Below are 25,528 nucleotides of genomic sequence, written 5' to 3'. Positions count from 1 at the left end.
ACGAACTCCAAGTCAAGGGCTGGTAAGATGGCCGCCCATGAGACCCCTCGTTCACCCATCGATCGACGACGTCACCGTGGAGGGCATCCTCCACGCGCTGGCCGACCCGGTGCGGGCAGCCATCTATGCCGGGCTGGCCAGTAGCGAGCGCGGCAACAATTGTTCGGCGTTCCTGCAGCTGGAAAACCGCGAGATTCCAAAGTCTACGCTGTCCCAGCATTTCCGCGCGCTGCGCGAGGCCGGGCTGATCCGCAGCGAGCGCCATGGCGTGGAAATGCGCAACACCACGCGTTGCGCGGAAATCAACGAACGCTTCCCCGGACTGCTACCGGCATTGATGGGTGCGTACAAGGTGCAGATGGAAGAGAGGGTGAAAGCCGCCCGGCGAAAGGGCGGCCGGACCAGGAACGGTTGAACGCCGATCGCGGGGGATGGGCGATGCATGACCGGACCAGGGTGGTCCTGGAAGCGGACCGGCTGATACGCAAGGCAGGATGGTTCTGGCGCAAGAGCATCGATCTGCGCGAGGTTTGCAGGATCGAGGCGCGCAACGTCGATGCGCTCACTAGCGACAGGTTGCACGTCGTGTTGGCGGATCGCAGCGGCCGCCTCCTGTCCATTTGCGAAACGGATGAGGGTTTCCTTTCCGTCATCAACGCGCTGGAATCGCGGTTTCCTGGCGTGGCGACATTCGATGGGGCTTCGCCGAAGGCACCGCTGCAGGCCACCCGGGTGGTGCTGTGGCAAGACGAAGCATGACGGCACAGGTCAGGGAGTGACACAGATGGAATCCAACGGAACGTCCATTTTCCGCTTCGCCGCGAAATTGCTTTTCCAGTTTCGCGTCGAGGACGCCTCCGGCTCCAACACGATGCGCACGTGCGAGGAGCGCATCCTCGTCCTGCGCGCCGCCGATGCCTGGGGTGCATTGGCAGAGGCTCGCCGCCGCGGCGATGCCGGCCAGCATAGCTATGCCAACAATGACGGCGCGATGGTGCACTTCGAGTTCGTCGGTGTGCTCGACCTGCTTCACCTGGGCGTGGAATGCGAAGAGGACGAGGTCTGGTACGACATCGTGCGCCGCAAGCTTCCGATGGAGCGCGCGGGCGACATCGTGCCGGCGGAAGATCAGTTGAATGCCATCCGCGAATGGCGCTCCGGAGCCGGCGGATGAAGGCGCCAATGCGCGCTGGATGCATTGCGATAGCCATGGCGCTGTGCCTTTGTGGTTGCCGCGCCGACGATCCGGCGCGCATGGAGAGCAGCGCTCAGGCCGCGCGCAGGGAGGCCCGGGCCGGCATCGACGAGCATGCCTGCCGCGCGAAAGGCGGTCACGTGGGCAGCATCGGCATGTTCGGCTCGCCGGCATGCGTGCGGCCGTTGCCCGATGGCGGCAAGGTCTGCACAGACAAGACCGATTGCGAAGGGCGTTGCCTCAACGCCAGATCGCTGCTGCCGCCCGGCACGGCCGTCAACGGAACCTGCCAGCGCGAGGAACCCTTGGATGGATGCTGGCAAGAAGTCGACGGCGGCCGCGCGATGCAAGGCTGGTGCGCCGACTAGCGCCGGGTCGCTAAAGAATCTGACAGCCCACCCGCGGCGCGGCTGGCTTACTGGACTTGCCCGGATACCGGGTTCAATCAGAGGATCAGATCATGTCCAACTCAACCTGCGCCGCCTGCGACTACGAACTCGACGGCAACGCGATCCAGGTGACGATCGGCGGCAAGACCGTCGAAGTGTGCTGCGAGGAATGCGCGGTGAAGCTGCGGGAGGCGCAGGCCTCCACCGTGCCGGGGCATTGAAGTCCGCTCTCATGCGGCGCCGGGCCGTCTGCGGGCGGCCCGTTTGCATGAAGGCGGATCAGGTTGCCTGCTTGAACGCGGTCGGCGTGCGGCCGTAGGCCTGGCGGAACGCGTTGGCGAAGTGACTGTGGCTGGAGAAGCCGAGGTCCGCGGCGAGCGCGGAGAGATCTTCGCAGCGCGGAACCAGGTCCAGCGCACGGGCCAGGCGCAGGTGCAGGTGATAGCGATACAGCGGCACGCCTTCCACCTGGCGGAAGACCTGCGTCAGATACACCGGCGAACAACCCATCTCCGCGCCGATGTCGGCGAGCGTCCAGCGCCGCGACAGGTCGCTGGCGAGCAGCACTTTCACGCGATCGGCGAGGCGCCGGCGCGCGTGCGTGGCGGCCAACTCGCGCGAGCTGCGCGGGCCCAGGCCGCGACCGACCAGGGTGAGCAGAAGCGCTTCGGCTTCCAAGGCCTCGATGCTGTCGCGTTCCAGGTTGTGGCGCAGCAGCGCCACCAATGCCTGCGCGCGCGGATCGATCGGCTGCGACTGTCGGTTGAAACCGACCTTGTCGCCGCCCTGGCGCAGCATCGCGCGCGGCGCCAGTTCCTCCAGCATCGCGTCGGGCAGCGCAACGGAAAGGCAGGCGTCGCCGCCGTTCACCGGGTGGCTGACCTGATAGCCCTCGCCCGCATTGAAGAACAACATGTGGTTGGCATCGGCCACCGACTGGTCGCTGCCGACATGGCGCACGTACACGCCGCGGTAGGGAAACACCAGGCTGGTCGACGAGGCGCACTCTTCGGCGCTGCGATGCCGGCAGGCACCGTTGCAGCGCACGTTGCGCAAGGCCACGGTGTCGGTGCTCAGCCAGCTGTCGACGTGGAAGGCGGACATGAGCGGAGGATAGCCGGATCGGAGACACGCTGCCCGGTCAAGGCGGCGCGGGATAGCCGAAGGCCAGGCTGGCGAAGTCGGTCTCGAAGTCCACGTCGTCGTCCGCCGGCAAGGGGCGGGTCCAGATCACGTTGAGCAGCCAGCTGCCCTGTGCCGGCACGGTGAAGGTCGCGCGCCCCGCAGCGTCGGTCCGGTGCGTTTCCACCGGTACCTCGTCGTGCTCCAGCCGGGTGAGCTTGACCAGGGCACCCGGCAGGGCCTGTCCCCGGTACAGCACGCGCACGGGCAGGGCATCCGCATGCGGCAGGGCATAGGGATTGCGCTCGGGCACGATCTCCAGCGCCATGCCCAGCGGCCGGGTCACCGTTGAGGCAGCCGTGCTCGCGGAGGGGCCGACCTGCACCAGCGCCTTCGCATGCCGGCTGTAGCGCTCAGCGCCGTCGCGGTCGGTGCGATGCGTGCGTTCGCGTTCGTCCAGGGCCGGCGTGAGCCCTTCCGCGCGCAGGTAATCGTTGAAACGCAGCGCCGGAAGGGATGTCAACGCGCGGTTGTCGGTTTCCAGCGCCAGCACGTGCGTGCCGGGCATGGCCAGCGCCGTGTCCGCGTCGCTGCTTGCGCCCAAGTGCAGGCGCGCGCGCAGATCCGTGACACTGCCGTCCGGCGCCATGGCCTGGAAACGCGCGATACGGCGCGCGGGAATGGGCGAGCGCTGACGGTAAGGGCCGTGCCCGACCTGCAGGGTGAGTGCCACGGGCATGGATGGCGCAGTCCAATACGGTGCCGGCTGCAGCCAGAAGTCGTGCGCCGTCGCGGGCAGGGCGGCGAGTGCGAGGAATGCGCCGGCTAGGCACGCGGACATGTTCATTCGAGATGATCCGGCAGGTAGCCCGGCGTGACGGGCAGGTAGGGAAGTGCAGCCGCGAGCACCGCGATGGCGATCAGCCAGCTCGATGCGACCTTTGCGGCGATCGCCAGCCGCCAGCGCACGGCCAGCGCGGATAGCGCCAGCGTGCCTGCGCCGCACCACGCCAGCGGCAGGTCGAGTCCGCGGCCTTCGAGCGCGATCAGCGACCCTGCGCACAGGCCCGCATCGATGGAAAGCAGGATCGCCAGGGCGGCGGGAAGGCCTTTCGGTAGATGCACCGAGGCTGCGCAGGCCATCACGCTGAGCCATCCAACGAGGAACACGGCACCGCTGAGGCTGGCTGGCGCGCCCAGCGCGAAGGCGGTTGCAGAAGACACCATCAGCAGCACGAGGCATGCCGGTCGCGAACGTGCCGGCGCGAACGCCAGCGCTATGCCGAGCGCCGCGCACAACAGGGCTGCCGCGAGCACGCCGCCTCTCATGCGGCCGCTCCGACCAGGAAATACAGCCCCGCCGCACCGATCAGGCCGCCGAGGCAGCGTGTCGCCAGCACACCGAGCGGACGCGTCTGCAGCAACCCCAGGGCGATGCCCGCGACATGCAGCAGGCCCGTCGCCAGGACGAAGCCGGTGCTATAGCCCACCGGGTCCGCTGCGGCGGGCAGTTCGCGGCCGTGCGCATAACCATGGAACAGCGCGAAGAAGGCGACCACCGCGATGGCCATCCATACCGGCGCCTTCCAGGCGAAGGCGATGCACAGGCCCAGGACCAGCACCGACAGCGCAATGCCGTCCTCGATCGACGGCAGGACCGCGCCGTACATACCCAACATCGCGCCGCCGACCATCATCGCGGGAAACACCACGGGCAGGACATGCACCAGCGGGCGCCCGAGAAACGCACCCCACAGGCCCACCGAGACCATCGCCAGCAAGTGGTCCGGGCCGGACAGCGGATGGACGAAGCCGGCGAAGAAGCCGCCGGCAAGGCCCGTGCCCGTGTGCGCTTGTGCCGGAAACGAACCGGCGAGCAGGGCGAGGGCGGCGACGATGGTCGCCGGGCCTCGCACGCTGCGTGCATGCTCCATGCTCACTGGTAGGCTCCCGCGGCCGCCGGGGAGGTCTCGGGGGCGGCGAGGAAGGGGAAGACGCTGTCCGAAGGCTCGCGTTCGTCACGCACGAGGCCATCGCTGACGCTGTCGGTCGTGCCGTCGACCAGCATCGAGCGGTAGACGTTCGCGGCGCTGTAGCTGGGCGTGCGTCCGCCGCAATCCTGTGCCAATTCACGCTTGCCGCCGAGGGCCGCGCGCTCCACCGCGAAGAACTGCGTGCAGGTGGCCGAAGCGCTGTTCACCCACAGGCGATCGTCGGCCAGCAGCGCGGCGAGCGCGTGATAACGGCGATTGGCGGGCGCCTTGGCATCGGCCAGCCACTGGTTGCCGCAACGGCCGTCGAAACCGTCGTACAGGCCGAGGTTCGTCGCGATCTCGTCGACGAACTTCGCGCCATCGGCCGGCGTGGCCATGTTGTAGGTCTCCTTGAAGGCGTCGCTGATCTCCTCCGGCGCGAGCGTGCCGAGCAGCGCGTTGCCGGTGAGCGGCCGTCCGGCGCGGTCGATTTGCCGCTTGGGGCCCTGCGTGGCCGACCACACGCCGAGCAGCGGTCCGCCGTGGCTCACCAGGTCGAGGTCCACCGAGACCACGATGGCCGAGGTGGTCCAGCCGGCGAGCAGGTTTTTTGGCGCACCGCCCTGCGTATGGCGCCATTCGTCCGCGATGGTCCGCACCGTGGCGGCGTCGAAGGCCGGGCAGCCGGCGGCATCCGTCCGCGTGCCGGCGTTGAGTGCGGCCAGGGCCTTGTCATAGGCGGCGCGCGTGCCTTTGACGTTGTTGAAGAACGGATCGTCGCGCGGGCCGGCGAAGACGCGGAAGCGCGCATGCTCGCTGACCAGGCCTTTGGGATCGCTGGGATCGCCCTTGGCCGTTTCCGCGCCGGCAGTGCAGGTGACGTCGGTGCCTGAGTGGAAGCGGCACAGGATGGTGGTGCTGGCCGTGGTGTGGCCGAAATGCTTGCCGCTGTCGACGTGGAAGACGTAATCGAGCTTGTCCGAGAAGGTGTGGCCGACGACATCCATCACCAGGTTCAGCCGTTTGCCGTCGGGCGAGGTCCAGGCGTAGAGATCGCCGATGTCGGCGCGAGGGTCGCCGATCACCGATGGGGTGTCGAGGTGGTCCGAGGCGCTGGCGGTCGCCCATGGCCCGGCGCATCCGAGGCAGGCGAAGGCGAGTGCTGCGCGTATGGCCGTTGTCCGTTTCATGTTCCGCTCTCTGCGTGAATGGGCGGACGCAGTAGGCCCGACGGGGCCGAAGGCGGGCTATCAAATTCTTTAGCGATACGCGGTTCCGCAGGCGCACCGCGGCCCGCGTCGCGGGAGCTATGATCCAGGCTCAGTCCCGCCGGTACGCTCCCATGACATCTGCTCTACTGGTCATCGACATGCAGCAGGCCCTGTGCGCCGGCGAATGGGCCGCGCACGACATCGGCCGCGTGCTGCAGCGCGTGAATGGGCTGATCGATCGCGCCCGCGCGGCGTGGGTGCCGGTGGTGCTGATCCAGCACGAGGAGGCCGAGGGCGATCTGGTCTTCGGAACGCCGGGCTGGCAGCTGGCGGAAGGGCTCCACCAGCAGCCGGACGACCCCCGGGTCCGCAAGACGACGCCGGATTCGTTCTACGAGACGGAGCTGAGCCAGCTGCTCCAGCAGCACGGCACCGACCACCTGGTCATCTGTGGCTTGCAGAGCGATTTCTGCATCGACACCACGGTGCGCCGGGCGCTGGCGCTGGGCTATCACGTGACGCTGGCGGGCGATGCGCACTCCACGGTGGACAACGATGTCCTGGCGGCCGCGCAGATCACGGCGCACCACAACTGGGTGCTGGAACGGCTGCAGACCTTCGGCACGCGGATGGCGGTGGTCGACGCGAACGATGTGCGCTTTGCGGGCTGATTCTTTTTCCACACGCTCTACCCGCCGTTTTCACTCTCCTGAACCTTTCGACAGCAACTTGTTGCGCCGCGGAATGACGTGGCAAGGGCTGTGCACTCATCCTCCGCGCGAATCACGGGCACGCGCCAGTAAAGAAGCGGGCATCTCGCGATGACCTGCCAGGGCTGCGTGTTTGCCTGCCGGCGCCCAGGGGAGCGCCACTCAAAAGAGGGAGGAAGGGAGTCATGAATCAAGGCCTCGAACCGCGGAAGCGGTATGGGTTCGCCATCGCTCGCCGGCCGCTCGCCGCGGCATGCATGGCTGCGCTGCTGATGTCCGGCACCGCCGCCGCGCAGGAGACGCAGCCGGCCACGCCGAAGGCGGCGGATGCGCCGCCGCCGTCCGCGCAGAGCGGACAGACCACCGATGCCGGCAAAAAGCCCGCACCGGGCCAGGTGAGCAACCTGCAGGAAGTGGTCGTCACGGGCATCCGCGGCAGCATCGAGAGTTCGATCAGGGCCAAGCAGAACTCCGACAACATCATCGAGGCGATCTCGGCGGAGGACATCGGCAAGCTGCCGGACGCGAGCATCGCCGAGAGCCTGGCGCGCCTGCCGGGCCTGGCGACGCAGCGCGCGGACGGGCGGGCCAACGTGATCTCGATCCGCGGCCTGTCGCCGGACTTCGCCGGCACCACGCTCAATGGCCGCGAGCAGGCCACGATCGGCGAGAACCGCGGCGTGGAGTACGATCAGTATCCGTCCGAGCTGATCAGCGGCGCAGCCGTGTACAAGACGCCGGATGCCAGCCTCGTCGGGCAGGGGCTTTCCGGCACGGTCGACCTGCACAGCATCAAGCCGCTGGACCTGCCCAAGCGCGCCATCGCGATCAACCTGCGCGGCGAGCACACCACCAGCGACAAGCTCAACCCCGGCTCCGGCGTGGGCGACATGGGGCATCGCGCGAGCTTCTCCTACATCGACCAGTTCTTCGACCACACGCTGGGCGTGGCGGTCGGCTTCGCGCAGCTGGATTCGCCGATCCAGGAGAAGCAGTACCAGGCGTGGTGGTGGAGCGTGAACAACGGCTCGGCGGGCATCGAGCAGAACTGGGGCGGCCCGCATACGCCGGGGCTGCCGGACAACGTGCTGTCGCAGGAGGGCATGCAGCTGCGCGCGCAGTCGGAGAACCAGTTGCGCAACGGCCTGATGACCGTGCTGGAATGGGCGCCGGGTGAGCATTACCACACCACGCTCGATCTCTATTACTCGACGTTCAATGAGCGCAAGTACAAGAACGGTGCGCAGTGGTCGAGCAGCCCGTACAACTCCAACGGCATACCCGTGTACAGCGACGTCGGGATCACGCCGGCCTCGCCGTATCCGATCGTCACCTCCGGCACGATGAGCAACATCGCGCCGATCCTGCAGAACGAGTACAGCAAGGAAAAGGACAAGCTGTTCTCGGCCGGCTGGAATCACCAGTACGACTTCGGCAACGGCTGGATCATCACCGGCGACCTGTCGTACTCCTCGGCGAAGAAGCGCTTGCGTGACGCCTACCTGTTTAGCGGGCTGGCCGGCGATCCGGTCACCGACGTGTTCTTCCATACGCCCACCGGCGACGACTATCCGTACTTCCGGCCGGGCGTGGACTTGGCCAATCCCGCGAATATCGTGTTCACGGATCCGGACAACTACGGCTACAACGGGCGCGAGGAATTCGACAAGCAGAAGGACACGATCAAGGCCGCGCGCTTCCAGGTCTCGCATCCGGTGGGCTGGATCTTCAGCACGGTCGACGTGGGCGCGGCGTACTCCGAGCGCAAGAAGACCAAGCAGGCCGACGTATTCTTCGCCTGGCTCAACGGCAATGGCGACGGTGCAGGCAACGGCCCCTATGACCACACGATGGGCGCGCCGATCGGCTCGGCCTATCTGCGCGGGCCGACCTCGCTGAGCTATGGCGGCATCCCCGGCATCGTCAATTACAACGTGCTGGACGCGCTGGCCAACCAGTTCTACCTGACCCAGCGCAACGGGCAGTCGGATTGGAGTCGCAATTATTCGATCACCGAAAAAGTCCCTGTCGCCTACGTCAAGTTCAACATCGACACACACCTGGGCGACGTGCCGCTGCGCGGCAACGTGGGCGTGCAATTCGTCCGCACGGATCAATCGTCGACCGCGCTGCAGACCAACGGCGACGCGCTGGTGGGCACGCTCAAGGGCGGAGCCAAGTACAACAAGTTCCTGCCCAGCCTGAACTTGGTGGCGCAGATTGCCGAAGGGCAGTACCTGCGCTTCGGCCTGGCCAAGACCATGGCGCGCGGGCGCATCGACGACGAGAAGGTGGCAAGCTCCGCGTCGGTGTCGCGCGTCAACGAAGGTCCGGCGGCCGGACAGGTGCTGTGGTCCGGCAGCGGCGGCAATCCCCAGTTGCGGCCGTACATCGCGGTAGGCGCCGACCTGTCGTGGGAGAAGTATTTCGGCAAGTCCAGCTACGTGGCGGCGGCCGTGTTCAACAAGAACCTGTTGAACTACATCTACAACAAGACCGTGCTCGACTTTAACTTCGAGCAGGCCGGCTTCGTCAACGACAACCCCACGCTGCAGCCGACCAGCCCGATCGGTTCGTTCACGCGGCCCGAGAACGGCACCGGCGGTCGCATGGAAGGTCTCGAACTGTCCGGCGCGCTGGAAGGCGGGCTGGTCGCGAACGCGCTGGATGGCTTCGGCGTGCAGGCGAATTTCTCGCTGACCAACAGCTCGATCCCGGAAAGCTCGGTATCGTCGATCCCCGGCGGACCGAAGACGTTGCCGGGCCTGTCGCGCAAGGTCGCCAACCTGGCGTTGTACTACGAGAAGTACGGCTGGTCGGTGCGTGTCGCCGAGCGCTACCGTTCCTCGTTCACCGGCGAGACCGTGCCGCTGTTCGACCAGCTCGGCTACGTGAAGGTGCTGGCGGATAAGCAGACCGACCTGCAGGTCGGCTACGCCTTCGACGAGCACACGGCACTGAGCGGCCTGTCGATCCTGCTGCAGGTCAACAACCTCACCAATTCGCCGCAGAAGACCCAGCAGATTTCCGGCTTGCCGAACGGCGTGGAAGTGGGACGCCCGCTGGACTACACCACCTGGGGTCGCACGATCATGTTCGGCTTGAACTACAAGCTCTGAGCGGGCATGTCCAACACAGCAACGCCCGGCTTTTGGCCGGGCGTTGTTTTTTTGGGCCAGCACAACGGGTAAGCGCGACGCCGCGCTGAGGGGCGGGCCGCGACCAACCTCTGATACTTGATGGGCAGCTTTCGCCGGTGAGATGAAGCTCGGTATGGACGGCTCCGCTAGTTCGTCCGATCGATGCGTGTACCACTGCCGTCGGCCGGCCCGTCTCAGGGGGTGAGATAAGCCTGTCCTATAAAGTCTCTCGCGATCCCGCGCCCCGGCCCTGTCCCCGGGGCGTCCGCCGCTTCAGCCGCATGGACGCATACGCTTCGCGAAGCGGCGGGATCGCATCTGCATGGCCCCGGAGTACCCATCCATGACCCGACGATCCGGAAGCGCCGACCTGCCGCTGCACGGCGGGCGCGTGCCGCGCTGGCTGGCCGACCGCATGACGCGGCTGGGCGCGCTGATGGCGCAGGCGATCGTGCACGAATATGGTCGCGACGAACTGCTGCGCCGGCTGGCGCATCCGTTCTGGTTCCAGTCTTTCGGCGCGGTGATGGGCATGGACTGGCATTCGTCGGGCATCACCACCAGCGTCATCGGCGCGCTCAAGCGCGGCCTGGCGCCGTTGGAGCGTGAGCTGGGCGTCCACGTCTGCGGCGGTCGCGGCAAGCATTCGCGCGCCACGCCGGCCGAACTGGTGGCGATCGGCGAACGCGTCGGCTTCGACGGTGCAGCGTTGGCGCAGGCGAGCCGATTGGTGGCGAAGGTGGACAGCGCCGCCGTGCAGGACGGCTTCGACCTTTACCTCCATGGGTTCATCGTCACCGACGACGGTCACTGGGTCGTGGTGCAGCAGGGCATGAATGGCGAACGCCGGCAGGCGCGCCGCTATCACTGGCTTTCCGAGGACCTGCGCAGCTTCGTCGACGATCCGCACGCGGCGGTGGACGGGCCGGGGCAGGGAAGGATCGTGAATCTCGCCGACCGGCGCGCAAAGGCTTCACGCGAGGCGCAGCTGGATCTGCTGCGCACGGTCGGCCCCGACGGCATCGTGCGCGAGTGGCGGCAACTGGAGCGCGCCGCACCCGCGCCCGTGGCTGAAGACATGCAGGCTCCGCTGCAGCTCGGCCTGCTGCCGCACCTGATCCTTCCCGACCACCACGACGTGCGCGGCAGCGACGTGGTGCTGCGCCGGCTACATGGCAGCCTTGCAGCAGCGGCGGAAAACGGCCCCAAGGATTTCACCGAACTCCTGCAGCTTCCCGGCATCGGCGCACGCACCGTGCGCGCACTCGCCATGGTGGCGGAGGTGCTGCACGGCGCGCCGTGCCGCTTCAGCGATCCGGCGCGCTTCTCGATGGCCCACGGCGGCAAGGACCGCCATCCGTTCCCCGTGCCGACGCGCGTGTACGACCACACGATCCAGGTGCTGAAGTCGGCCGTGACGCAGGCGAAGCTGGGCAAGGACGAAGAGTTGGCTGCGTTGCGGCGGTTGGATGCGCAGGCGCGGCGGTTGGAGTTGCATGCGTCCGGGCCTTCGGTGGAGGCGTTTATTGCGGAGGAGAGGGGGCGGTCGCGGGAGTATGGGGGGAGGAGTGTGTTTGGGTGGGAGGGGGTGGTGCCTGCGGCGGGGGCTTATCGGGGGAGGAAGGGGTGAGTGGTTGTTGGGTTTGGTTTTGGAGATAGAGGGTTGGCAGGGGGATTTTCGTGATCTGGCCGCTTATGCAGCGGGCATGTCGGGTGCCTGCCTGTTTGTGAGGTTGGTTCTTGGTGGTTCGCACTAAGTTACGGTTCCGCGATCTGGCCGCTTATGCAGCGGGCATGTCGGACGCCTGCCGGCGCCCGAGTTACTTTCTCTTTGCTGGCCCAAAGAGAAAGTAACCAAAGAGAAATGGCCTGAAGTCAAAGGCTCGCGGCGGGGATGGCAGAGCACGCAATGGTTTCTCACTTTGCTCAGTCGCGCGACTCGAAGAGGAACTGAGGTGCGTGGAGGGGACGTCGAGGCGCCAAGGCGGAGAGGACGGGGAGCGTAGCGTCGGCTCTTGGTGTTCTGGCGATAGCACCGCACTTCTCCCTCTCCCCGCCGGGGAGAGGGCGGGGTGAGGGGACCTACGGAGCGAAACCTTGTCGTCTCTCGCTTGCTGCAGTGGCCTGACGCCGCTGCCTCCAATCACAAAGCAACGCGCTCGCGCGCTCCCACACCTCAGTCGTACTGCAACTTCGGATACCAATCCGTCCCACGTCCCTCGGGCGTCATATCGAGCAGTGTCCAGATCGGCATGGGGTCGGGAGCGCCGCGCGGGTCTTGGCCGGGGTCGGCGGTGGCCATGGTCATTTCCTCGCCCCAGAAGTGGCGGATCGTTCCGTCGCGGCGGGTGAACACGTTGAGCGAGGGCATGTCGCTGCCGTCGGGGGTGATGCCGCGGAAGTCGCGCGTGTAGTTGCCGTTGAGGTCGGTGTAGAGCGGCAGGTCGCGCCAGCCGCGTTCGCGCTTGAAGGCTTGCAGGCGTTCCTGCGGCGCGCCGGCGACCACGGCCAGCGCCACGCGTTGCTGGATGTCGCGCGCCTCGCCGTTCCAGGCGCCGAGCAGCGAGGTGCACATGGGGCAGGGGCGTTCGCGCTTGGCGCCGAACATGTAGCCATAGACGACCAGGGTCTGCTTGTCGCCGAACAGGGCGGCGAAGTCGATCGGGCCGTGTTCGCCTTCGAAGCGGTAATCGCCGGTGATCGCATGGCCCGGCGGCAGGGCGCGGCGAAGTTCGGCCACGCGTTCGATGTGCCGGCGCAGCTCGATCTCCTCGGCCAGCAGCGCAGTGCGCGCCTTGCGGTATTCGGCGCTTTCGCCGGCGTTGGCGACGCCGGCGCGTGCGGCCAGTTCGGCCGCGGGAATCAGGGGCGTGGAACTCATCGTGATTTCTCCTGCACAGGTGGGAAGAATCAGTCGCGGTCGGGAGCGCCGAGCGGGAACAAGGGGCGGTAGGGGCGCGCCTCGTTCACCGCGCGTGCGAAGGACGGGCGGGCCAGCAGGCGTTTGCGGTAAGCGATGACATTGGCGAATGCCGGATCGATCGGATGCGTCCAATCCGCGTAGAACAGGAACGGCGCGGCGCCGCAGTCGGCGAGGGAGAAGCGTGCGCCGGCCGCCCATTCGCGGTCGGCCATGGTCTGGTCGAGCCAGCCATACGCAGCCTCGAGCATCTCGCGCGCCTCCTTGACGCCATACGCATCGCGCGTGCCTTCCGGGCGGATCGCATCGAACACCACTTTCTGCTGCGGCGTGGAAATGTAGTTGTCGAAGAAGCGGTCCATCGCGCGCACTTCCAGCGCTTCGCGCGGGTCGTCGGGCAACAGGCGCACCGGGCCGGGATGGTGAAGGCCCAGGTACTCGATGATGGTGCTGGCCTCCGCGACCATGCGTCCGTCGTCGACCAGTACGGGAAAGCGCTTGACCGGCCACATGCCCAGCCAGGCCCGGATAGCGTCGGGCTGGTCCGGCGAAAGCACGCGCCATTCGAACGGCGTGCCGTTTTCGTAAAGCGCGACCAGCACTTTCTGGCTGTAGGACGAGAAGGGATGGGCGTACAGCTGCAAGGCCATGGGGATTCCGGGTGGGTGGGTTCACCAAGGCGACGAATGGCGGGATGGCGGATCGACAAACCGTCCAGTGGATCTCGTCAGTAAACAAAGCGCCGCTGTCTGCGTGGCTAAGGCCCTGTTTTACCGACACTCTATCGAGATGCAAAGTTTTCCTTTGCAGTTTTCCTTCCTTTTCTCTACGATGCCGCCCCATGCCCGCCTCGCCCTCCCGGACCGACGCCACCCATGCCCTCGCCGTGGAAATGCGCGTGGTGCTCGGCAAACTCGCGCGACGCCTGCGCAAGCAGGGCCGCACCGACCAGCTCTCCTCGGCGCAGACGTCCGTGCTGATCCAGCTCGAGCGGCAAGGCGCGTCCACCGTCACTGCGCTCGCGCATGCCGAAGGCGTGCGTCCGCAATCGATGGGCGCGACGGTCGCCTCGCTCGAAACGCTGGGCCTGTTGGCCGGCGCTCCGGACCCGGCCGACCGCAGGCAGACGCTATGGACGCTCACCCCCGCCTGCATGGAACTGGTGCGCGCCAGCCGCGCGGCGCGTGAGGACTGGCTGGACCGCGTGCTGCGCGAACAGCTCGACGAGCGCGAGCAGGCGCAGCTGGCCGCCGCGATGCCATTGCTACGCCGCCTGCTCGATGCGTCGACGGAACCCGGCGTACCCTGACCGCTTCCTTCTCCCCCCGCGCGCCCGCGCGGCGCGCCGTTACGTCCCCCGCAACGGAGTCAGCCATGAGCATCACCGCGATCGACGAGAAGACCGCTCTCATCCTCATCGACATGCAGAAAGGCATCGTCAGCCAGAAGACTGCACACTCGGTGGACGACGTGCTGAAGCACGCCGGCGAACTGGCCGGCGCGTTCCGCCGCCATCGGCTGCCGGTGGTGCTGGTGAACGTACTCGGCGGCGCGCCGGGCCGCGTGCAGCAGCGCCCCGCCGGCGAGCGGCCGGCGGACTGGGCCGAGCTGATGCCGCAACTCGACGCACAGCCGGGCGATCATCGCGTGAGCAAGCGCAGCTGGGGCGCCTTCGTGAATACGGACCTCGCCGAATACCTGCGCGCGCAGGGCGTCACCCAGGTGGTGATCGGCGGCGTGTCGACCAGCATCGGCGTGGAATCCACGGCGAGACAAGCTTACGAGGGCGGTTTCAATGTGACGCTGGCCGTCGATGCGATGACCGACTCGAATGCCGATGCGCACGACAACAGCGTGACGCGCATCTTCCCGCGCCTGGGCGAGATCGGCACGGTGCGCGAGATCGTCGAACGGCTCGACGCGCGCGCATGAGCCATGCCGCTGTCTCCGCGGGCGCGCGCCGGTGCTAGGCGCGTTCCGCTCGCTGCGCAATTACAACTACCGCGTGTGGGCGGCGGGCGGGCTTGTCTCCAACGTCGGCACCTGGATGCAGCGCACCGCGCAGGACTGGCTGGTGCTCACCGAGCTCACCGAAAAGAACGCCACCGCGGTGGGCATTGTCATGGCGCTGCAGTTCGGCCCGCAGCTGGTGCTGCTGCCGTTGACAGGCTATGCGGCGGACCACTTCGACCGCCGCAAGCTGCTGTTCGCCACGCAAGGGTTGATTGGCGCGCTGGCGCTGGGCCTGGGCCTGCTCACGCTCGCCGGCTGGGTGAAGCTGTGGCACGTATACGTGTTCGCCGGCCTGCTCGGCGCGGTGGCGGCATTCGACGCGCCGGCGCGGCAGACCTTCGTGTCGGAACTGGCGGGCGAGGAAGACCTCTCCAACGCGGTGGCGCTCAATTCCACCTCGTTCAACGCCGCGCGCATGATCGGCCCGGCGGTGGCCGGCGCGATGCTGGCCACGATGAGTTCCGGCTGGGTGTTCCTGTTGAATGCCTTGTCTTACGTGGCGGTGCTGGTCTCGCTGTGCATGCTGCGCCCGCGCGAGCTGCATCCGCGCCTGCGCCCGGAGCGGCGGCCCGGCGCGCTGATGGAGGGCTTCCGCTACGTCTGGCAGCGGCGCGACCTGCGCGCCGTGCTGCTGATGTTGTTCCTGATCGGCACCTTCGGCCTGAACTTCCCGATCTTCATCTCGGCGATGGTGGTGAAGGCCTTTCACGGCGAGGCCGACCAGTACGGCCTGCTCACCTCGCTGATGGCCGCCGGCTCCGTGGCCGGCGCGCTGTTTGCCGCACAGCAGGCGAGGCCGCGGCTGGGCTATCTCATCGGCGCGGCGCTGGGGTTCGGCGTCGGCTGCGTGTTCGCTGCATCGATGGCCACCTACGTCTGGTTCGGCGTGATGCTGGTGGCGGTGGGTATGGCGGCGCAGATGTACACCACGTCCACCAATAGCCTGGTGCAGCTTTCCACGGACCCGGCGATGCGCGGACGCGTGATCGCCATCCAGTTCGCCATCGCGCTCGGCGGCACGCCGATCGGCGCGCCGCTGGTGGGCTGGGTGGCCGACACGCTGGGGCCGCGGTGGTCGCTGGGGCTGGGCGCGCTGTCCGGCATCGCGGCGGCCGCGGTAGGCATCCGCTATCTGGTGCGCTACCGCCAATTGCGCATGTTTGTGGAAGACGGCCGCCTGCGCTTCAGCATTTCGCTCGCGCCGGAGATGTCCGGACCTTCGCCGGAGCGGACCTAGCGCGGGCAAAAAAAACCGCGTCCGTCGGTGTGGCGGCGGACGCGGGAAAGAGCGCCTACAGGGGTGGAGGCGCGAGGTACGAGGATCAGTGCAGCGGCACGCTCAAGGTGGACGGCGAGTAGACCGGCGAGCTGAACACTGCGCGGCTGCCTGGTGGCGTGACGCCCGCATAGCGGAGGTCGACCGTGCCCACGACCAGCGCCAGCCGGTGGCCCGCGGGAACGTCCCAGCCGGTCGCTTCCAGACGCAGGTCGATAGTGCGCGGCACGCCGGGCACGGCATCGGCGAAGGTGTAGGGCTTCCAGCTCATCAGCTGGCCCACGCCGAAAGCGTCGACGCTGTAGAGGTAGGCGTAGAGCGAGAGCTGCGCCGTATCGGGCGTCACGGTGATGTGCAGGGAAGGCATGCCTGCGACGGTCGCGTCACGGGCCAGCGGCGCGCTGCTCCACACCGCTGCGTTGGCGCGCGATACCAGCGGCAGGGAAGCGACCGGCGGCGCCTGCCAGGCGGTGAGGATGCCGCTGACGAAGATCAGGCCCGAATAGGCGGCGGTGGGATAGCCGCCGGTGATGGCGTAGTTCCATGTGCTGGCGCTACCCGTGGAAAGACGGCCAGTCGTGGTCGGGTTGGCGAAGAGATCGAAGCGCGGATCGCCCAGTGCATAGGTCGTCGCATTCGCCTGCGCAGCGCTCCAGTCGGCGAACGCGAGCCAGCGGCCGCCCTGTGTCTTCAGCTGCACGGGCGGTTGGCGATCGACGCCGTTGTCCACGCCTTTGAGGTAACGGTCGAACCAGTCGTCCACCGCATCGTAGACCTCGTTGGGAAGCCCCAGCGCACCGAACATTTCGTTGGTGGCGTGGTCGCCGTGCGCGAACACTAAACGCTTCGGCACGGTAAGGCGGTTGTAGAAGTCGACCAGCTGGCCGGGCACGAACAGGCTGTCCTCATAAGCATTGGCCAGCAGCACGGCGGCGCCGTGGCGGTTGAGCGCGTCCACGCCGGCGGCGGGGCTGCGTACGTCGGCATCCGGCAGTACCGCCTGCACCGCGCCGAGGAAATCGAGCGCGGCCACGCGCTGGTTGACCTGCTGCATCAGCGGGCCCGGCTTGCCGAGATAGCTCGCGAAGGACAGCAGGGCCACGCCCTGCGCGCTCGGCGTGCGGTTGGCGTAGAGCGAATCGACGAGGCTGGCCCATCCGCTGAGCGCGGCGACGGCCTTGATGCGCGGATCGCGTTCCGCCGCCAGCAAGCTGCTGCCCGCGCCGTAGGAGATGCCGGAGATGCCGATCGCGCCTGCGTCCGACGGCGTGTTGGCCAGCGCCCAGTCGATCACCGTACTGACATCGGCAATCGTCGCCGGCCCGGCGATGTCGATGGCGCCGCAGGACGCCGACAACGCGCAGCCGGCACCGAAGCCGCGCGAGGCATAGCTCACCACGACATAGCCGCGACCGGCGAGCCGGTTGGCGATGCCGACGTATTCGGCCAGCCCGAGACCCCAACTGGAGGGCATGACCACGAGCGGGAAGGGGCCGTTGCCGGCGGGGATGGCCACGTAGGCGTTGAGCCGGTAGCCGTCCGCGGTGGGAATCGCGCGCAGCGCGCCGGGCGGATTCTGCGCGGTCGCCGGCGCGGCCAGCACGCATGCCAGCAGGCAGAAGCACAGCAGGGCCACCAGCTTGCGCATCGACGTCCTCCCCGGAAGAGCCAGCCGCACGCACCGGCGCTCCCCGCGCCGGGCGCGGGACATATGCCGATGAAGGCGTGAGGCGGCCGTGAATGCCGACGGCGATGGCGCCGCCGGGCATGAATGAGTGGTTCGGAGTCAGCGGTCCGGCGTCAGGGCGACGTCACATGCGTGCTGCATTCCACCGGGTCGGTGCATGGCGCACTGGCCGCGCGGAATCGCGGAGTGCCGTCCGCCGACGGGGTGGCCGTTACCTGTACGTTGCCGTCGCGGTAGACCGTCTCGCCGGTGGCCGGCGCGGCGCCTGCGTCGACCGTGAGCGTGGCGCCAGTGCCCATGGGCAGCACGAGAAATTGCCCGCCGGCCGTGGCGAACGCGCCGAGCACGCGGCCCGCTGCATCGTTGATCTGCACGAAGCGCACGCCGTCGCGCTCGAACGCGTAGACGTGCCAGCGCGGGCTGGCGCCGAGGTCCGGCGCGTTCGGCCAGGCCTGGCCCAGGCCGGAGGCCTGCTGTGCGGCATGACTGGCCGCGGGCAGCGCGAGCGCAAGCAGGAGGCCGGACAGGATGCGCCGCCGGCGAGGCGGGTTGGATCGATTCATGACGTTTCCCCCTTCGGTGATTGGGTGGTACGCGCCCTTCACGAGCCCCTTCAGGCTAGCGCTGTCCGTTCGCAGATGCTGCGATTCGCCCGCGCGGCGGCATCACGCCGCCTCCACGTGCCCGGCGCGACCTTACCGCCGCCGCGCCAGGGGGGCGCCACAGGGGGCACGTCCACACCATCTCCCAGCCCAGGTTTCCTGGCGACGCAGGTCGCCGGCGAGCGATCGGCACGAGGCCGGTCCGGGGCCGCTGCATCCGGACAAACGGAGGCTCGGGCGCAAGGCCCGTGCCCAGGGGGTTCACATGACAGGGAGCAGATCATGCGTATCGATGGCAGGACATGGGGCGCGCTGGCCGCGCTCGTGATGGCGGCTGGCGCCGCGAATGCGGGCACCTTCCCGGACTTCGGCTACAAGCCACCCAACTACACCGGCCAGCTGTTCCAGCTGAGCCAGGACTATCCCAAGCAGATGCCGAACTCGACGCCGCCGGCCTTCTTCGGCCAGTTGCCGAAGCCGCTGACGAACGATTTCGAGAAGTGGCGTCCGTACGTGGATGCAGTGAAGAAATACTGCCTGGAAGGCAACGTGGAGACCGATTGGGTGGTGCAGAAGAACCCGGTGCGCCGCTGGTACCACGCGCCGTGGCAGCACTACGGGCCGGACGGCCGCGAAGGCATCCACGGCCTCACCAAGGAGGCGCAGATCCAGGTCAAGCAACTGGCGCCGACGCAGACGACCACCGGCCAGACCTACGCGGTGGGCATCTACAACGACCTCGGCGGCTACACCTTCGGCCAGGTCTGGAAGGACCCGCAGAACCCCGATCCGCACTACACCTCCAGGCCGAACAGCTTTCCGAACGGCACGGTAGTGTGCAAGGCGCTGTTCGCCGACGTCGTGCAGTCGCAGGTGCCGTTCCTGCAGAACCCGGTGCAGTGGGACGCGTACATCACCGATACGTTCAAGTCGAACAATCGCGTGATCCGCAAGGTGGCACTGATCCAGATGGATTTCGCCGTGCGCGACACGCGCGTGCCGGGCACGGGCTGGATCTTCGGCACGTTCCAGTACAACGGTGCGGTGAGCGGCAAGCCGAGCTGGGAGAACCTGGTGCCGGTGGGCGTGATGTGGGGCAACGACCCGCAGGACAACGGCAACACGTACACCAATCCGCAGCCGTCGGTGACCAAGATCAACCCCAACCTGCGCGAGACGGCGATCAACGCGAACACCAAGGAGCTGCCGCCGACGCATCTGGGCTGGAACGGCCGGCTCAATGGCCCGGTGGACAATCCGGTCAGCGCGTGCATGAGCTGCCACATGACGGCGGAGAGTCCCGCGGTGTCGCCGATGAATCCCACCTTCCAGCAAAATCCGCCACCGGTGGGTTCGCCGGAGTGGATGCGCTGGTTCCAGAACGAGGAGGCGGGCCATCCGTTCGATCCGGGCAAGGCGCTCAGCACGGACTACAGCCTGCAGCTGGCAGCCGGTCTGCAGAATTTCTACGACTGGAAGTGCGAGCAGGGCGGCGTGTTCGTCAACGGCGGCAATGCCTGCACGAAGTCGAGTACGCAGCGGTTGCAGCTGAATGCGGTGCCGCAGCCGGTGAAGGTGTTCAAGGTGACGCGTGATCCGGGCTTGGATGAGGTGCACTGAGGAGGGTGTGTGGGCATCCCTCTCCCTGTGGGGAGAGGGGTGTTTGTTTGGGTGGTTGGGTTTGGTGGGGAGCGGTTGTGCTGCGAGGCAGGTTCGTTATCGCTGGCGGGCGTTTTTTCTTCGCACTCTTTCATTGCGGTTATCTGGCGTGGGCCGGACGGAGTGCGTAGCGCGCAGTGGCGTAGGTTGGGGTAGCCCGCAAACCTCAACGGGCGCGAAGGGTCGCCTCGTCCTCCCATCCTCGTCATTCCGGCGTGGGCCGGGACCCAATAGGAATATCGCTCGATTGTCGCAGCGTGGTCGCTAGTCTGGTCTCGCCCCTCGCGGGGCGAGGGATTTCGCTCTCCTGCCGGAGAGCGAGTTACTTCTTCTTGCTTGCCCAAGAAGAAGTAACCAAGAAGAAGGGCCCCCTGCGCGGCGCCCTCCGCAGCCTGCGCTGCTCCGGGTGCGTTGAGGGCTGGCCGGGCTTTTCGATCGGGCATCCATGCCCGAATCGAAAAGGCGGGGACGTCCTGTCCCCGCCCGCCTTTGGCGGCCTGATCGTCCAGCCCTCACCGCCGCGAAGGGAACCCGGGAGATCAAGAGCACGACGGAGCGTCGCTTCGCTCGCTCTTGTTTTTGCTTGCCTCGGTATTCACTTCTCCTTCTCCCCTCCGGGGAGAAGGCGGGATGAGGGGCGGGTGCTCGCGAAAGCGTTGCAACGAAGCCGCGCCGATGCATCACAGCAATGGCGAGCGCCTGTCCCTGCCCACCTTTCGCGGCCTGATCGTCCAGCCCTCACCGCCGCGAAGGGAATCCGGAAGATCAAGAGCATGGCGGAGCGTCGCTTCGCTCGCTCTGGTTTGGTCGTTGGTTGCTTGCCGCGTTACCGCACTTCTCCTTCTCCCCTCCGGGCGGCCCGAAGGTAGTCTCCGTGGGAGAGAAGGTGGGATGAGGGGGGCTTGCGGAAACGTTACTCCGTGCGCACCTGGCGCTACCCCTCCACGAACCCCTTCAACCGCATCAACGCTGCATCCCACTGCGCTGCGATCGCATCGAGCGACCGGCGTGCCTCATCGATGCGCGATGGTTCCAGCTCCCACAGTCGTTCCCGTCCGCTCTTCGCATCGCGCACCAGGCCGGCGTCGGCCAGTACCTGCAGGTGCTTGGTGATGGCTTGGCGGCTGATGTCGGTGCCGATGGTGAGTTGGGCGATGGACATGGCGCCGCCTGCGCACAGCAGGGCGACCAGGCGCAGGCGGGTGGCGTCGCCGAGGGCGGCGAAGACGGGGGCGGTGCGTTGCAGCGCGGTGGCGGCGGCTTCGCGGGATTTAGCTCGGGTCGACATACTTGCGGATGTTCTCCATCTGGCTTTCCCAGCCGCCGCTGTTCATGCGGTAGGCCTCTTGGCGGCGCTCGGCGGGAATGCGATCGAAGCCGGATTCCACCACGCGCAGCAGGGTGCCGCCATCGTGTTCTTCCAGCAGGAACTCGACCAGCGTGGTCGGCTCCTGCGCGTAGTCCGCCTTCGGATCGATGGCATAGGGATGCCAGCGGAAGGAGAAATACCTCTCCGGCTCCACGCGTTCGACCAGCGCCTCCAGCACGACGTGCTCGTAGCCGGGGTAAGTGACGTTGCCGCGTGTGTACTGGCCGGCGACGAAGCGCTGGCCCTTGAAGTTCACGCCGAACCAGGTGCCGAAGGACTCGGCGTTGGCAAGCGCCTGCCACACCCGCGAGCGTGAGGCCTTGAGCTGGACCTGCCGTTCGATGCGATCGGTCGATGATGCGTTCATGGGGCCTCCGGTGGCCGTGGTGGGGAAGACAAAGTGCAACTTTAAGGTTGCATGTTAGGCCGCCTGTTGGGCTAAATGCAACTAAAAGGTTGCGCGTCGACTTGCCGCGTTTCGCCTGATCCCAGTCATGTTCCAGCGCGGCCGCGGTGATAACGTGTCGCGCCTCCGCCCCCGCTACGATTTTTCCCGATGAAGCATCCGTTTCGCCGCGCGCTCGCCGCTGTCCTCCTGTGGTCCGCCGCGCAGGCAGGTTTCGCCCAGGTGCCGCGCAGCGTGATGCTGGAAGAGCTGACCTGGACCGAGGTGCGCGACGCGCAGCAGGCCGGCAAGACCACCATCATCATCCCGATCGGCGGTACCGAGCAGAGCGGTCCGGGCATCGCTTTGGGCAAGCACAACGCACGCGCGGCCTGGCTGGCGCAAAAAATCGCGGAACGCCTCGGCGATGCGCTGGTGGCACCGGTCGTGGCCTATGTGCCGGAGGGCGCGGTGTCGCCGCCGCAGGGGCATATGAAATTCCCGGGCACCATCACCATTCCCGATGCCGCGTTCGAGGCGACGCTGGTTTCGGCAGCACAGAGCTTCGCCGCGCATGGCTTCCGCAACGTGGTGTTCCTCGGCGATCACGGTGGGTACCAGAGCGACCTCAAGCGGGTGGTAGCGCAGCTGGACAAAGCCTGGGCTGGCAAGCCGCTGCGCGCCGTCTTGCCAGCCGCCTACTACCAGGCCAGCTCGGATGGCTTCGCCGCGATGCTGCGCAAGCAGGGCTTCCGCGACGACGAGATCGGCACCCACGCGGGACTGGCCGACACCTCGCTGCAACTGGCGGTGGCGCCGCGAATGGTGCGGCTGGAAACCTTGCAGCACGGACCGAAGCTCGGCGCCGTCGACGGCGTGTTCGGCGGCGACCCGCGGCGCTCCAGTGCCGCGCTCGGCCAGGCCGGCGTCGATGCTATCGTTGCGCGGACCGTGGAAGCGATCCGCCAGGCCACGGCCGGCCGCTGACCGCGACCGGTTTTTCCCTCATCCCTCGAAGAAGAAAACGGAACTACCCATGATGTCTCGATCCCGTTGCGTCCCGCGGCTCGCCACCCTCGCGAGCGCCGCGCTGGCCGGTCTCGGCCTTTCCGCCGCCGCACTGGCGGCGCCCCAGGCGGCGGTGAAGACCGTCGCGGGCATGCCCGCGGTGGTCAATCCGACGAACATGTATACCGAAGCGCGCGCGGGCAACTTCAGCCCGGCGGTGAAGGGCGCGCTGGAGCGCATCTACGTGCCGAACCTGCGTTCGGACACGGTGTCGGTGATCGATCCGGCGACCTATAAGGTGATCGACACCTTGCCGGTAGGCCGCAGCCCGCAGCACGTGGTGCCGGCGTGGGACCTGCAGACGCTGTGGGTGACCAACAACGCCGAGGGCCGCAGCGACGGCAGCCTGACGCCGATCGATCCGAAGACCGGCAAGACCGGCAAGGCGGTCGAAGTGGACGACCCGTACAACATGTACTTCACCCCGGACGGCAAGGAGGCCATCGTGGTGGCCGAGGCGCATGCGCGGCTCGACTTCCGCGACGCGCACACCATGCAGCTGCGCAGCAAGCTGGATGCGCCGGAGTGCAAGGGCATCAACCACGCCGACTTCTCCATCGACGGCCGCTACGCCATCTTCACCTGCGAGTTCGGCGGCAAGCTGGTCAAGATCGACATGGTCAACCGCAAGGTGCTGGGCTATCTCGACCTGGACAAGAAGGGCATGCCGCAGGACATCCGCGTCTCGCCCGACGGCAAGGTGTTCTACGTGGCCGACATGATGGCCGACGGTGTCTTCCTGGTGGACGGCGACAGCTTCACCAAGATCGGCTTCGTCAAGACGGGCATCGGTACGCACGGTCTGTATCCGAGTCGCGACGGCACCAAGCTGTACGTCGCCAACCGCGGTTCCAACCACGTGCACGGCGAGCGCCGCGGCAACAAGAAGGGCATCAACAAGGGCAGTGTGTCGGTAATCGATTTCGCCACGCGCGAAGTGGTCGCCAACTGGCCGATCCCCGGCGGCGGCAGCCCGGACATGGGCAACGTGAGCGCCGACGGCAAGACGCTGTGGCTTTCGGGCCGCTATGACGATCTGGTCTATGCGTTCGACACCAGTACCGGTGCGGTGCGCAAGATCAAGGTCGGCGCCGAGCCGCACGGCCTGGCCGTGTGGCCGCAGCCGGGCCGCTACTCGCTGGGCCATACCGGCATCATGCGCTGAGCCTTCGGCTCAGCGCGCATCCCGCAGGATCAGTTCCGCTGCCTTCTCCGCCACCATCATGGTGGCGGCGTTGGTATTGCCGGACGTGACATTGGGAAACACCGACGCATCGGCGATGCGCAGGCCTTCCAGCCCGTGCACGCGCAGGCTGGCGTCGACCACGGCGCGTTCCGGGTCCGGGCCCATCGCGCACGAGCCGCACAGGTGGTAGATCGAGCCGCTGTTCTGGCGGAAGTACGACAGCATGGCCTCGTCGCCGTGCACCGCGCCGCCGGGCAGGATTTCATCCGCCGTCACGGCGCGCAGGGCCGGCGCGCTCATGATCCGGCGGACGAGATGCCCGCCCTGGATCGCCTCGCGTACGTCGTGCTCGGTGGTGAGGTAATTGGGGTCGATCCGCGGCGCGTCGCCGGGCCGGGCCGACGCGATTTCCACCGTGCCGCGGCTGGTCGGGCGGCAGGGGTTGAAGCACAGCAGGAAGCCGGAATAGGGTTCGGGCCGGATGGTCGTGCCGTGCTTGGGGATCTGGTACGACAGCGGATTGAAGTAGAGCTGCAGGTTGGGACGTTCCTGCCGCTCGTCGCCGCGGAAGAAGCCCCCCGCCTGGTTGACGCTCACCGACAGCGGCCCCGTGCGCGAGAGCAGATAACGCAAGCCCGCTCGCGCCTTGCCCGCCCAGGTGCCGAGCTCGTCGTTCAAGGTGGGCACCTGGGCCCGGTAGTAGTAGCTCGCGCAGAGGTGATCCTGCAGGCGGCGCCCGACCGCGGGCAGGTGATGCACGGTCTGGATGCCGTGGCGCTTCAGCAGGTCATGATCGGCCACGCCGGACAGTTGCAGCAGCTTGGGTGTGTCTACGGCGCCGGCGGCGAGAATGACTTCGCGCGCGGCGAGAAACGTCCGTCGCCTGCCGCGCTGCTCGACACTGACGCCGATGGCCCGCTTGTTCGCGTCGAACACGATGCGCTCGGCGCGCGCATGCAGTTCCACCCTGAGGTTGCGCCGGTTCGCCGCCGGCTTGAGGTAGGCCGCGCTGCTCGAACAACGCTGGCCATCGCGGGTATTGATGTCGTAGATGCCGGCGCCTTCGAGTTGCGCGCCGTTGAAATCCTCGTTGAGCGGATATCCCAGCTCGTCGCAGCCGGCCAGGAAGCGGTCGCAAAGCGGATGGGTGCGCCCGCGCATGGGCGTGACGTGGATGGGGCCGTCTCCGCCGTGGATGTCCGTATGCCCTGCGGGATGGGTTTCCAGTTTGCGGAAGTAGGGCAGTACCTCCTGGAACGACCAGCCCGGATTGCCGGCGGCGGCCCAGTCGTCGAAGTCCTGCGCGTGGCCGCGCACGAAGATCATGGCGTTGATCGCGCCGGAACCGCCGCGCACCTTGCCGCGCGGCGCGTACAGGCTGCGCCCGTCCAGGCGTTGCTGCGGCTGGCTGCGGTACATCCAGTTGCAGGCGGGGTTGTAGTAGAGCTTCACGAAACCGGCGGGCAGCTTGAACCAGAAACCGTCGTCCGCGCCGCCGGCTTCGAGCAGCAGTACCGAATGGCGCCCCGACTCGCTCAGGCGCGCGGCGAGGATGCAGCCGGCGGAGCCGGCGCCGACGACGACGTAGTCGTGGGTGAGAGGGAGTTCGTTCATGCGCGTCTT

At 67.3% G+C, this 25,528-nt stretch carries 26 protein-coding genes; 14 read left to right on the top strand and 12 right to left on the bottom strand.

Annotated features, from left to right (window positions below):
* Positions 1–37 precede the first annotated feature (37 nt).
* The 5 genes from RKE25_RS16050 (at position 38) to RKE25_RS16030 (ending at position 1,805) form a co-directional block, all read left to right on the top strand.
* On the top strand, positions 38–415 hold the full coding sequence (locus RKE25_RS16050) for a helix-turn-helix domain-containing protein (RefSeq protein WP_311839098.1): 378 nt from the start codon (positions 38–40) through the stop codon (positions 413–415).
* Complete coding sequence (locus RKE25_RS16045; protein ID WP_311839097.1) at positions 412–759, top strand: hypothetical protein; 348 nt, start codon at positions 412–414, stop codon at positions 757–759. The genes RKE25_RS16050 and RKE25_RS16045 overlap by 4 nt, the downstream gene beginning before the upstream one ends.
* Positions 760–784: 25 nt before the next feature.
* A complete protein-coding gene (locus tag RKE25_RS16040) occupies positions 785–1,174 on the top strand; it encodes a DUF4288 domain-containing protein (RefSeq protein WP_311839096.1) in 390 nt (129 codons plus the stop codon).
* 80 nt (positions 1,175–1,254) lie between these two features.
* Positions 1,255–1,563 carry a hypothetical protein gene (locus tag RKE25_RS16035; protein WP_311839095.1) on the top strand — a complete coding sequence of 103 codons (309 nt, stop codon included), beginning with the start codon at positions 1,255–1,257 and terminating at the stop codon, positions 1,561–1,563.
* Between the two features lie 92 nt (positions 1,564–1,655).
* A complete protein-coding gene (locus RKE25_RS16030; RefSeq protein WP_311839094.1) occupies positions 1,656–1,805 on the top strand; it encodes a hypothetical protein in 150 nt (49 codons plus the stop codon).
* A 58-nt stretch (positions 1,806–1,863) separates the two neighbouring features.
* Here the strand turns inward: RKE25_RS16030 and RKE25_RS16025 are convergent, their stop codons facing one another.
* Genes RKE25_RS16025 through RKE25_RS16005 form a run of 5 tightly spaced genes read right to left on the bottom strand, consistent with a single transcriptional unit; the run spans position 1,864 to position 5,869 of the window.
* Complete coding sequence (locus RKE25_RS16025; RefSeq protein WP_311839093.1) at positions 1,864–2,688, bottom strand: AraC family transcriptional regulator; 825 nt, start codon at positions 2,686–2,688, stop codon at positions 1,864–1,866.
* Between the two features lie 37 nt (positions 2,689–2,725).
* Positions 2,726–3,553 (bottom strand): DUF4198 domain-containing protein, encoded by an 828-nt coding sequence (locus RKE25_RS16020; protein ID WP_311839092.1) that lies wholly within the window; start codon positions 3,551–3,553, stop codon positions 2,726–2,728.
* Positions 3,550–4,035, bottom strand: coding sequence for a hypothetical protein (locus tag RKE25_RS16015; protein WP_311839091.1), 486 nt, complete (start codon positions 4,033–4,035; stop codon positions 3,550–3,552). The genes RKE25_RS16020 and RKE25_RS16015 overlap by 4 nt, the downstream gene beginning before the upstream one ends.
* On the bottom strand, positions 4,032–4,640 hold the full coding sequence (locus tag RKE25_RS16010; protein ID WP_311842412.1) for a HupE/UreJ family protein: 609 nt from the start codon (positions 4,638–4,640) through the stop codon (positions 4,032–4,034). Before RKE25_RS16010 ends, RKE25_RS16015 begins: the two co-directional genes overlap by 4 nt.
* Before the next feature lie 2 nt (positions 4,641–4,642).
* Complete coding sequence (locus RKE25_RS16005) at positions 4,643–5,869, bottom strand: DUF4331 family protein (RefSeq protein WP_311839090.1); 1,227 nt, start codon at positions 5,867–5,869, stop codon at positions 4,643–4,645.
* A gap of 152 nt (positions 5,870–6,021) precedes the next feature.
* On the opposite strand from RKE25_RS16005, the gene RKE25_RS16000 reads away from it, so the two are divergent.
* The 3 genes from RKE25_RS16000 (at position 6,022) to RKE25_RS15990 (ending at position 11,370) form a co-directional block, all read left to right on the top strand.
* Positions 6,022–6,561 (top strand): cysteine hydrolase family protein, encoded by a 540-nt coding sequence (locus tag RKE25_RS16000; RefSeq protein WP_311839089.1) that lies wholly within the window; start codon positions 6,022–6,024, stop codon positions 6,559–6,561.
* Positions 6,562–6,785: 224 nt separating this feature from the next.
* Entirely contained in the window at positions 6,786–9,719 is a 2,934-nt protein-coding gene (locus tag RKE25_RS15995) for a TonB-dependent receptor (RefSeq protein ID WP_311839088.1), read from the top strand.
* Positions 9,720–10,083: 364 nt separating this feature from the next.
* The gene (locus RKE25_RS15990; protein ID WP_311839087.1) at positions 10,084–11,370 is read left to right on the top strand and encodes a DUF763 domain-containing protein; all 1,287 of its coding nucleotides are present in this window, start codon (positions 10,084–10,086) and stop codon (positions 11,368–11,370) included.
* A gap of 546 nt (positions 11,371–11,916) precedes the next feature.
* On the opposite strand, the gene RKE25_RS15985 is transcribed toward RKE25_RS15990, so the two are convergent.
* Both RKE25_RS15985 and RKE25_RS15980 read right to left on the bottom strand, forming a co-directional pair.
* Positions 11,917–12,621: a DUF899 family protein gene (locus RKE25_RS15985; RefSeq protein ID WP_311839086.1), complete on the bottom strand. Its 705-nt coding sequence runs from the start codon at positions 12,619–12,621 to the stop codon at positions 11,917–11,919.
* Between the two features lie 29 nt (positions 12,622–12,650).
* On the bottom strand, positions 12,651–13,310 hold the full coding sequence (locus RKE25_RS15980) for a glutathione S-transferase family protein (RefSeq protein ID WP_311839085.1): 660 nt from the start codon (positions 13,308–13,310) through the stop codon (positions 12,651–12,653).
* Positions 13,311–13,501: 191 nt separating this feature from the next.
* On the opposite strand from RKE25_RS15980, the gene RKE25_RS15975 reads away from it, so the two are divergent.
* The 3 genes from RKE25_RS15975 (at position 13,502) to RKE25_RS15965 (ending at position 15,910) form a co-directional block, all read left to right on the top strand.
* Complete coding sequence (locus RKE25_RS15975) at positions 13,502–13,969, top strand: MarR family transcriptional regulator (RefSeq protein WP_311839084.1); 468 nt, start codon at positions 13,502–13,504, stop codon at positions 13,967–13,969.
* Positions 13,970–14,034: 65 nt separating this feature from the next.
* Positions 14,035–14,592, top strand: coding sequence for an isochorismatase family protein (locus RKE25_RS15970; RefSeq protein WP_311839083.1), 558 nt, complete (start codon positions 14,035–14,037; stop codon positions 14,590–14,592).
* A gap of 31 nt (positions 14,593–14,623) precedes the next feature.
* Positions 14,624–15,910 (top strand): MFS transporter, encoded by a 1,287-nt coding sequence (locus RKE25_RS15965; protein WP_311839082.1) that lies wholly within the window; start codon positions 14,624–14,626, stop codon positions 15,908–15,910.
* Between the two features lie 85 nt (positions 15,911–15,995).
* Here the strand turns inward: RKE25_RS15965 and RKE25_RS15960 are convergent, their stop codons facing one another.
* Positions 15,996–17,597 (bottom strand): CocE/NonD family hydrolase, encoded by a 1,602-nt coding sequence (locus RKE25_RS15960; RefSeq protein WP_311839081.1) that lies wholly within the window; start codon positions 17,595–17,597, stop codon positions 15,996–15,998.
* Between the two features lie 152 nt (positions 17,598–17,749).
* Complete coding sequence (locus RKE25_RS15955) at positions 17,750–18,199, bottom strand: hypothetical protein (RefSeq protein ID WP_311839080.1); 450 nt, start codon at positions 18,197–18,199, stop codon at positions 17,750–17,752.
* A 321-nt stretch (positions 18,200–18,520) separates the two neighbouring features.
* Between RKE25_RS15955 and RKE25_RS15950 the strand changes: the two genes are divergently transcribed.
* Positions 18,521–19,858 carry a hypothetical protein gene (locus RKE25_RS15950; RefSeq protein WP_311839079.1) on the top strand — a complete coding sequence of 446 codons (1,338 nt, stop codon included), beginning with the start codon at positions 18,521–18,523 and terminating at the stop codon, positions 19,856–19,858.
* Positions 19,859–20,831: 973 nt separating this feature from the next.
* Here the strand turns inward: RKE25_RS15950 and RKE25_RS15945 are convergent.
* Together RKE25_RS15945 and RKE25_RS15940 are read right to left on the bottom strand one after the other, a co-directional pair.
* Entirely contained in the window at positions 20,832–21,185 is a 354-nt protein-coding gene (locus RKE25_RS15945; protein ID WP_311839078.1) for a metalloregulator ArsR/SmtB family transcription factor, read from the bottom strand.
* A complete protein-coding gene (locus tag RKE25_RS15940; protein ID WP_311839077.1) occupies positions 21,169–21,633 on the bottom strand; it encodes an SRPBCC family protein in 465 nt (154 codons plus the stop codon). The genes RKE25_RS15945 and RKE25_RS15940 overlap by 17 nt, the downstream gene beginning before the upstream one ends.
* 189 nt (positions 21,634–21,822) lie before the next feature.
* Between RKE25_RS15940 and RKE25_RS15935 the strand changes: the two genes are divergently transcribed.
* Both RKE25_RS15935 and RKE25_RS15930 read left to right on the top strand, forming a co-directional pair.
* Positions 21,823–22,638, top strand: a complete 816-nt coding sequence (locus tag RKE25_RS15935) for a creatininase family protein (protein WP_311839076.1) — start codon at positions 21,823–21,825, stop codon at positions 22,636–22,638.
* A gap of 49 nt (positions 22,639–22,687) precedes the next feature.
* On the top strand, positions 22,688–23,884 hold the full coding sequence (locus RKE25_RS15930) for a YncE family protein (protein ID WP_311839075.1): 1,197 nt from the start codon (positions 22,688–22,690) through the stop codon (positions 23,882–23,884).
* 9 nt (positions 23,885–23,893) lie between these two features.
* On the opposite strand, the gene RKE25_RS15925 is transcribed toward RKE25_RS15930, so the two are convergent.
* Positions 23,894–25,519 carry a GMC family oxidoreductase N-terminal domain-containing protein gene (locus tag RKE25_RS15925; protein ID WP_311839074.1) on the bottom strand — a complete coding sequence of 542 codons (1,626 nt, stop codon included), beginning with the start codon at positions 25,517–25,519 and terminating at the stop codon, positions 23,894–23,896.
* Between the last annotated feature and the right edge of the window lie 9 nt (positions 25,520–25,528).

Origin of the sequence: Dyella sp. BiH032 (assembly GCF_031954525.1) — a bacterium.
Lineage (GTDB): Bacteria > Pseudomonadota > Gammaproteobacteria > Xanthomonadales > Rhodanobacteraceae > Dyella_D.
The sequence above is the reverse complement of the archived record's forward strand: the minus strand, read 5'-3'. Positions and strand labels throughout refer to the sequence as shown.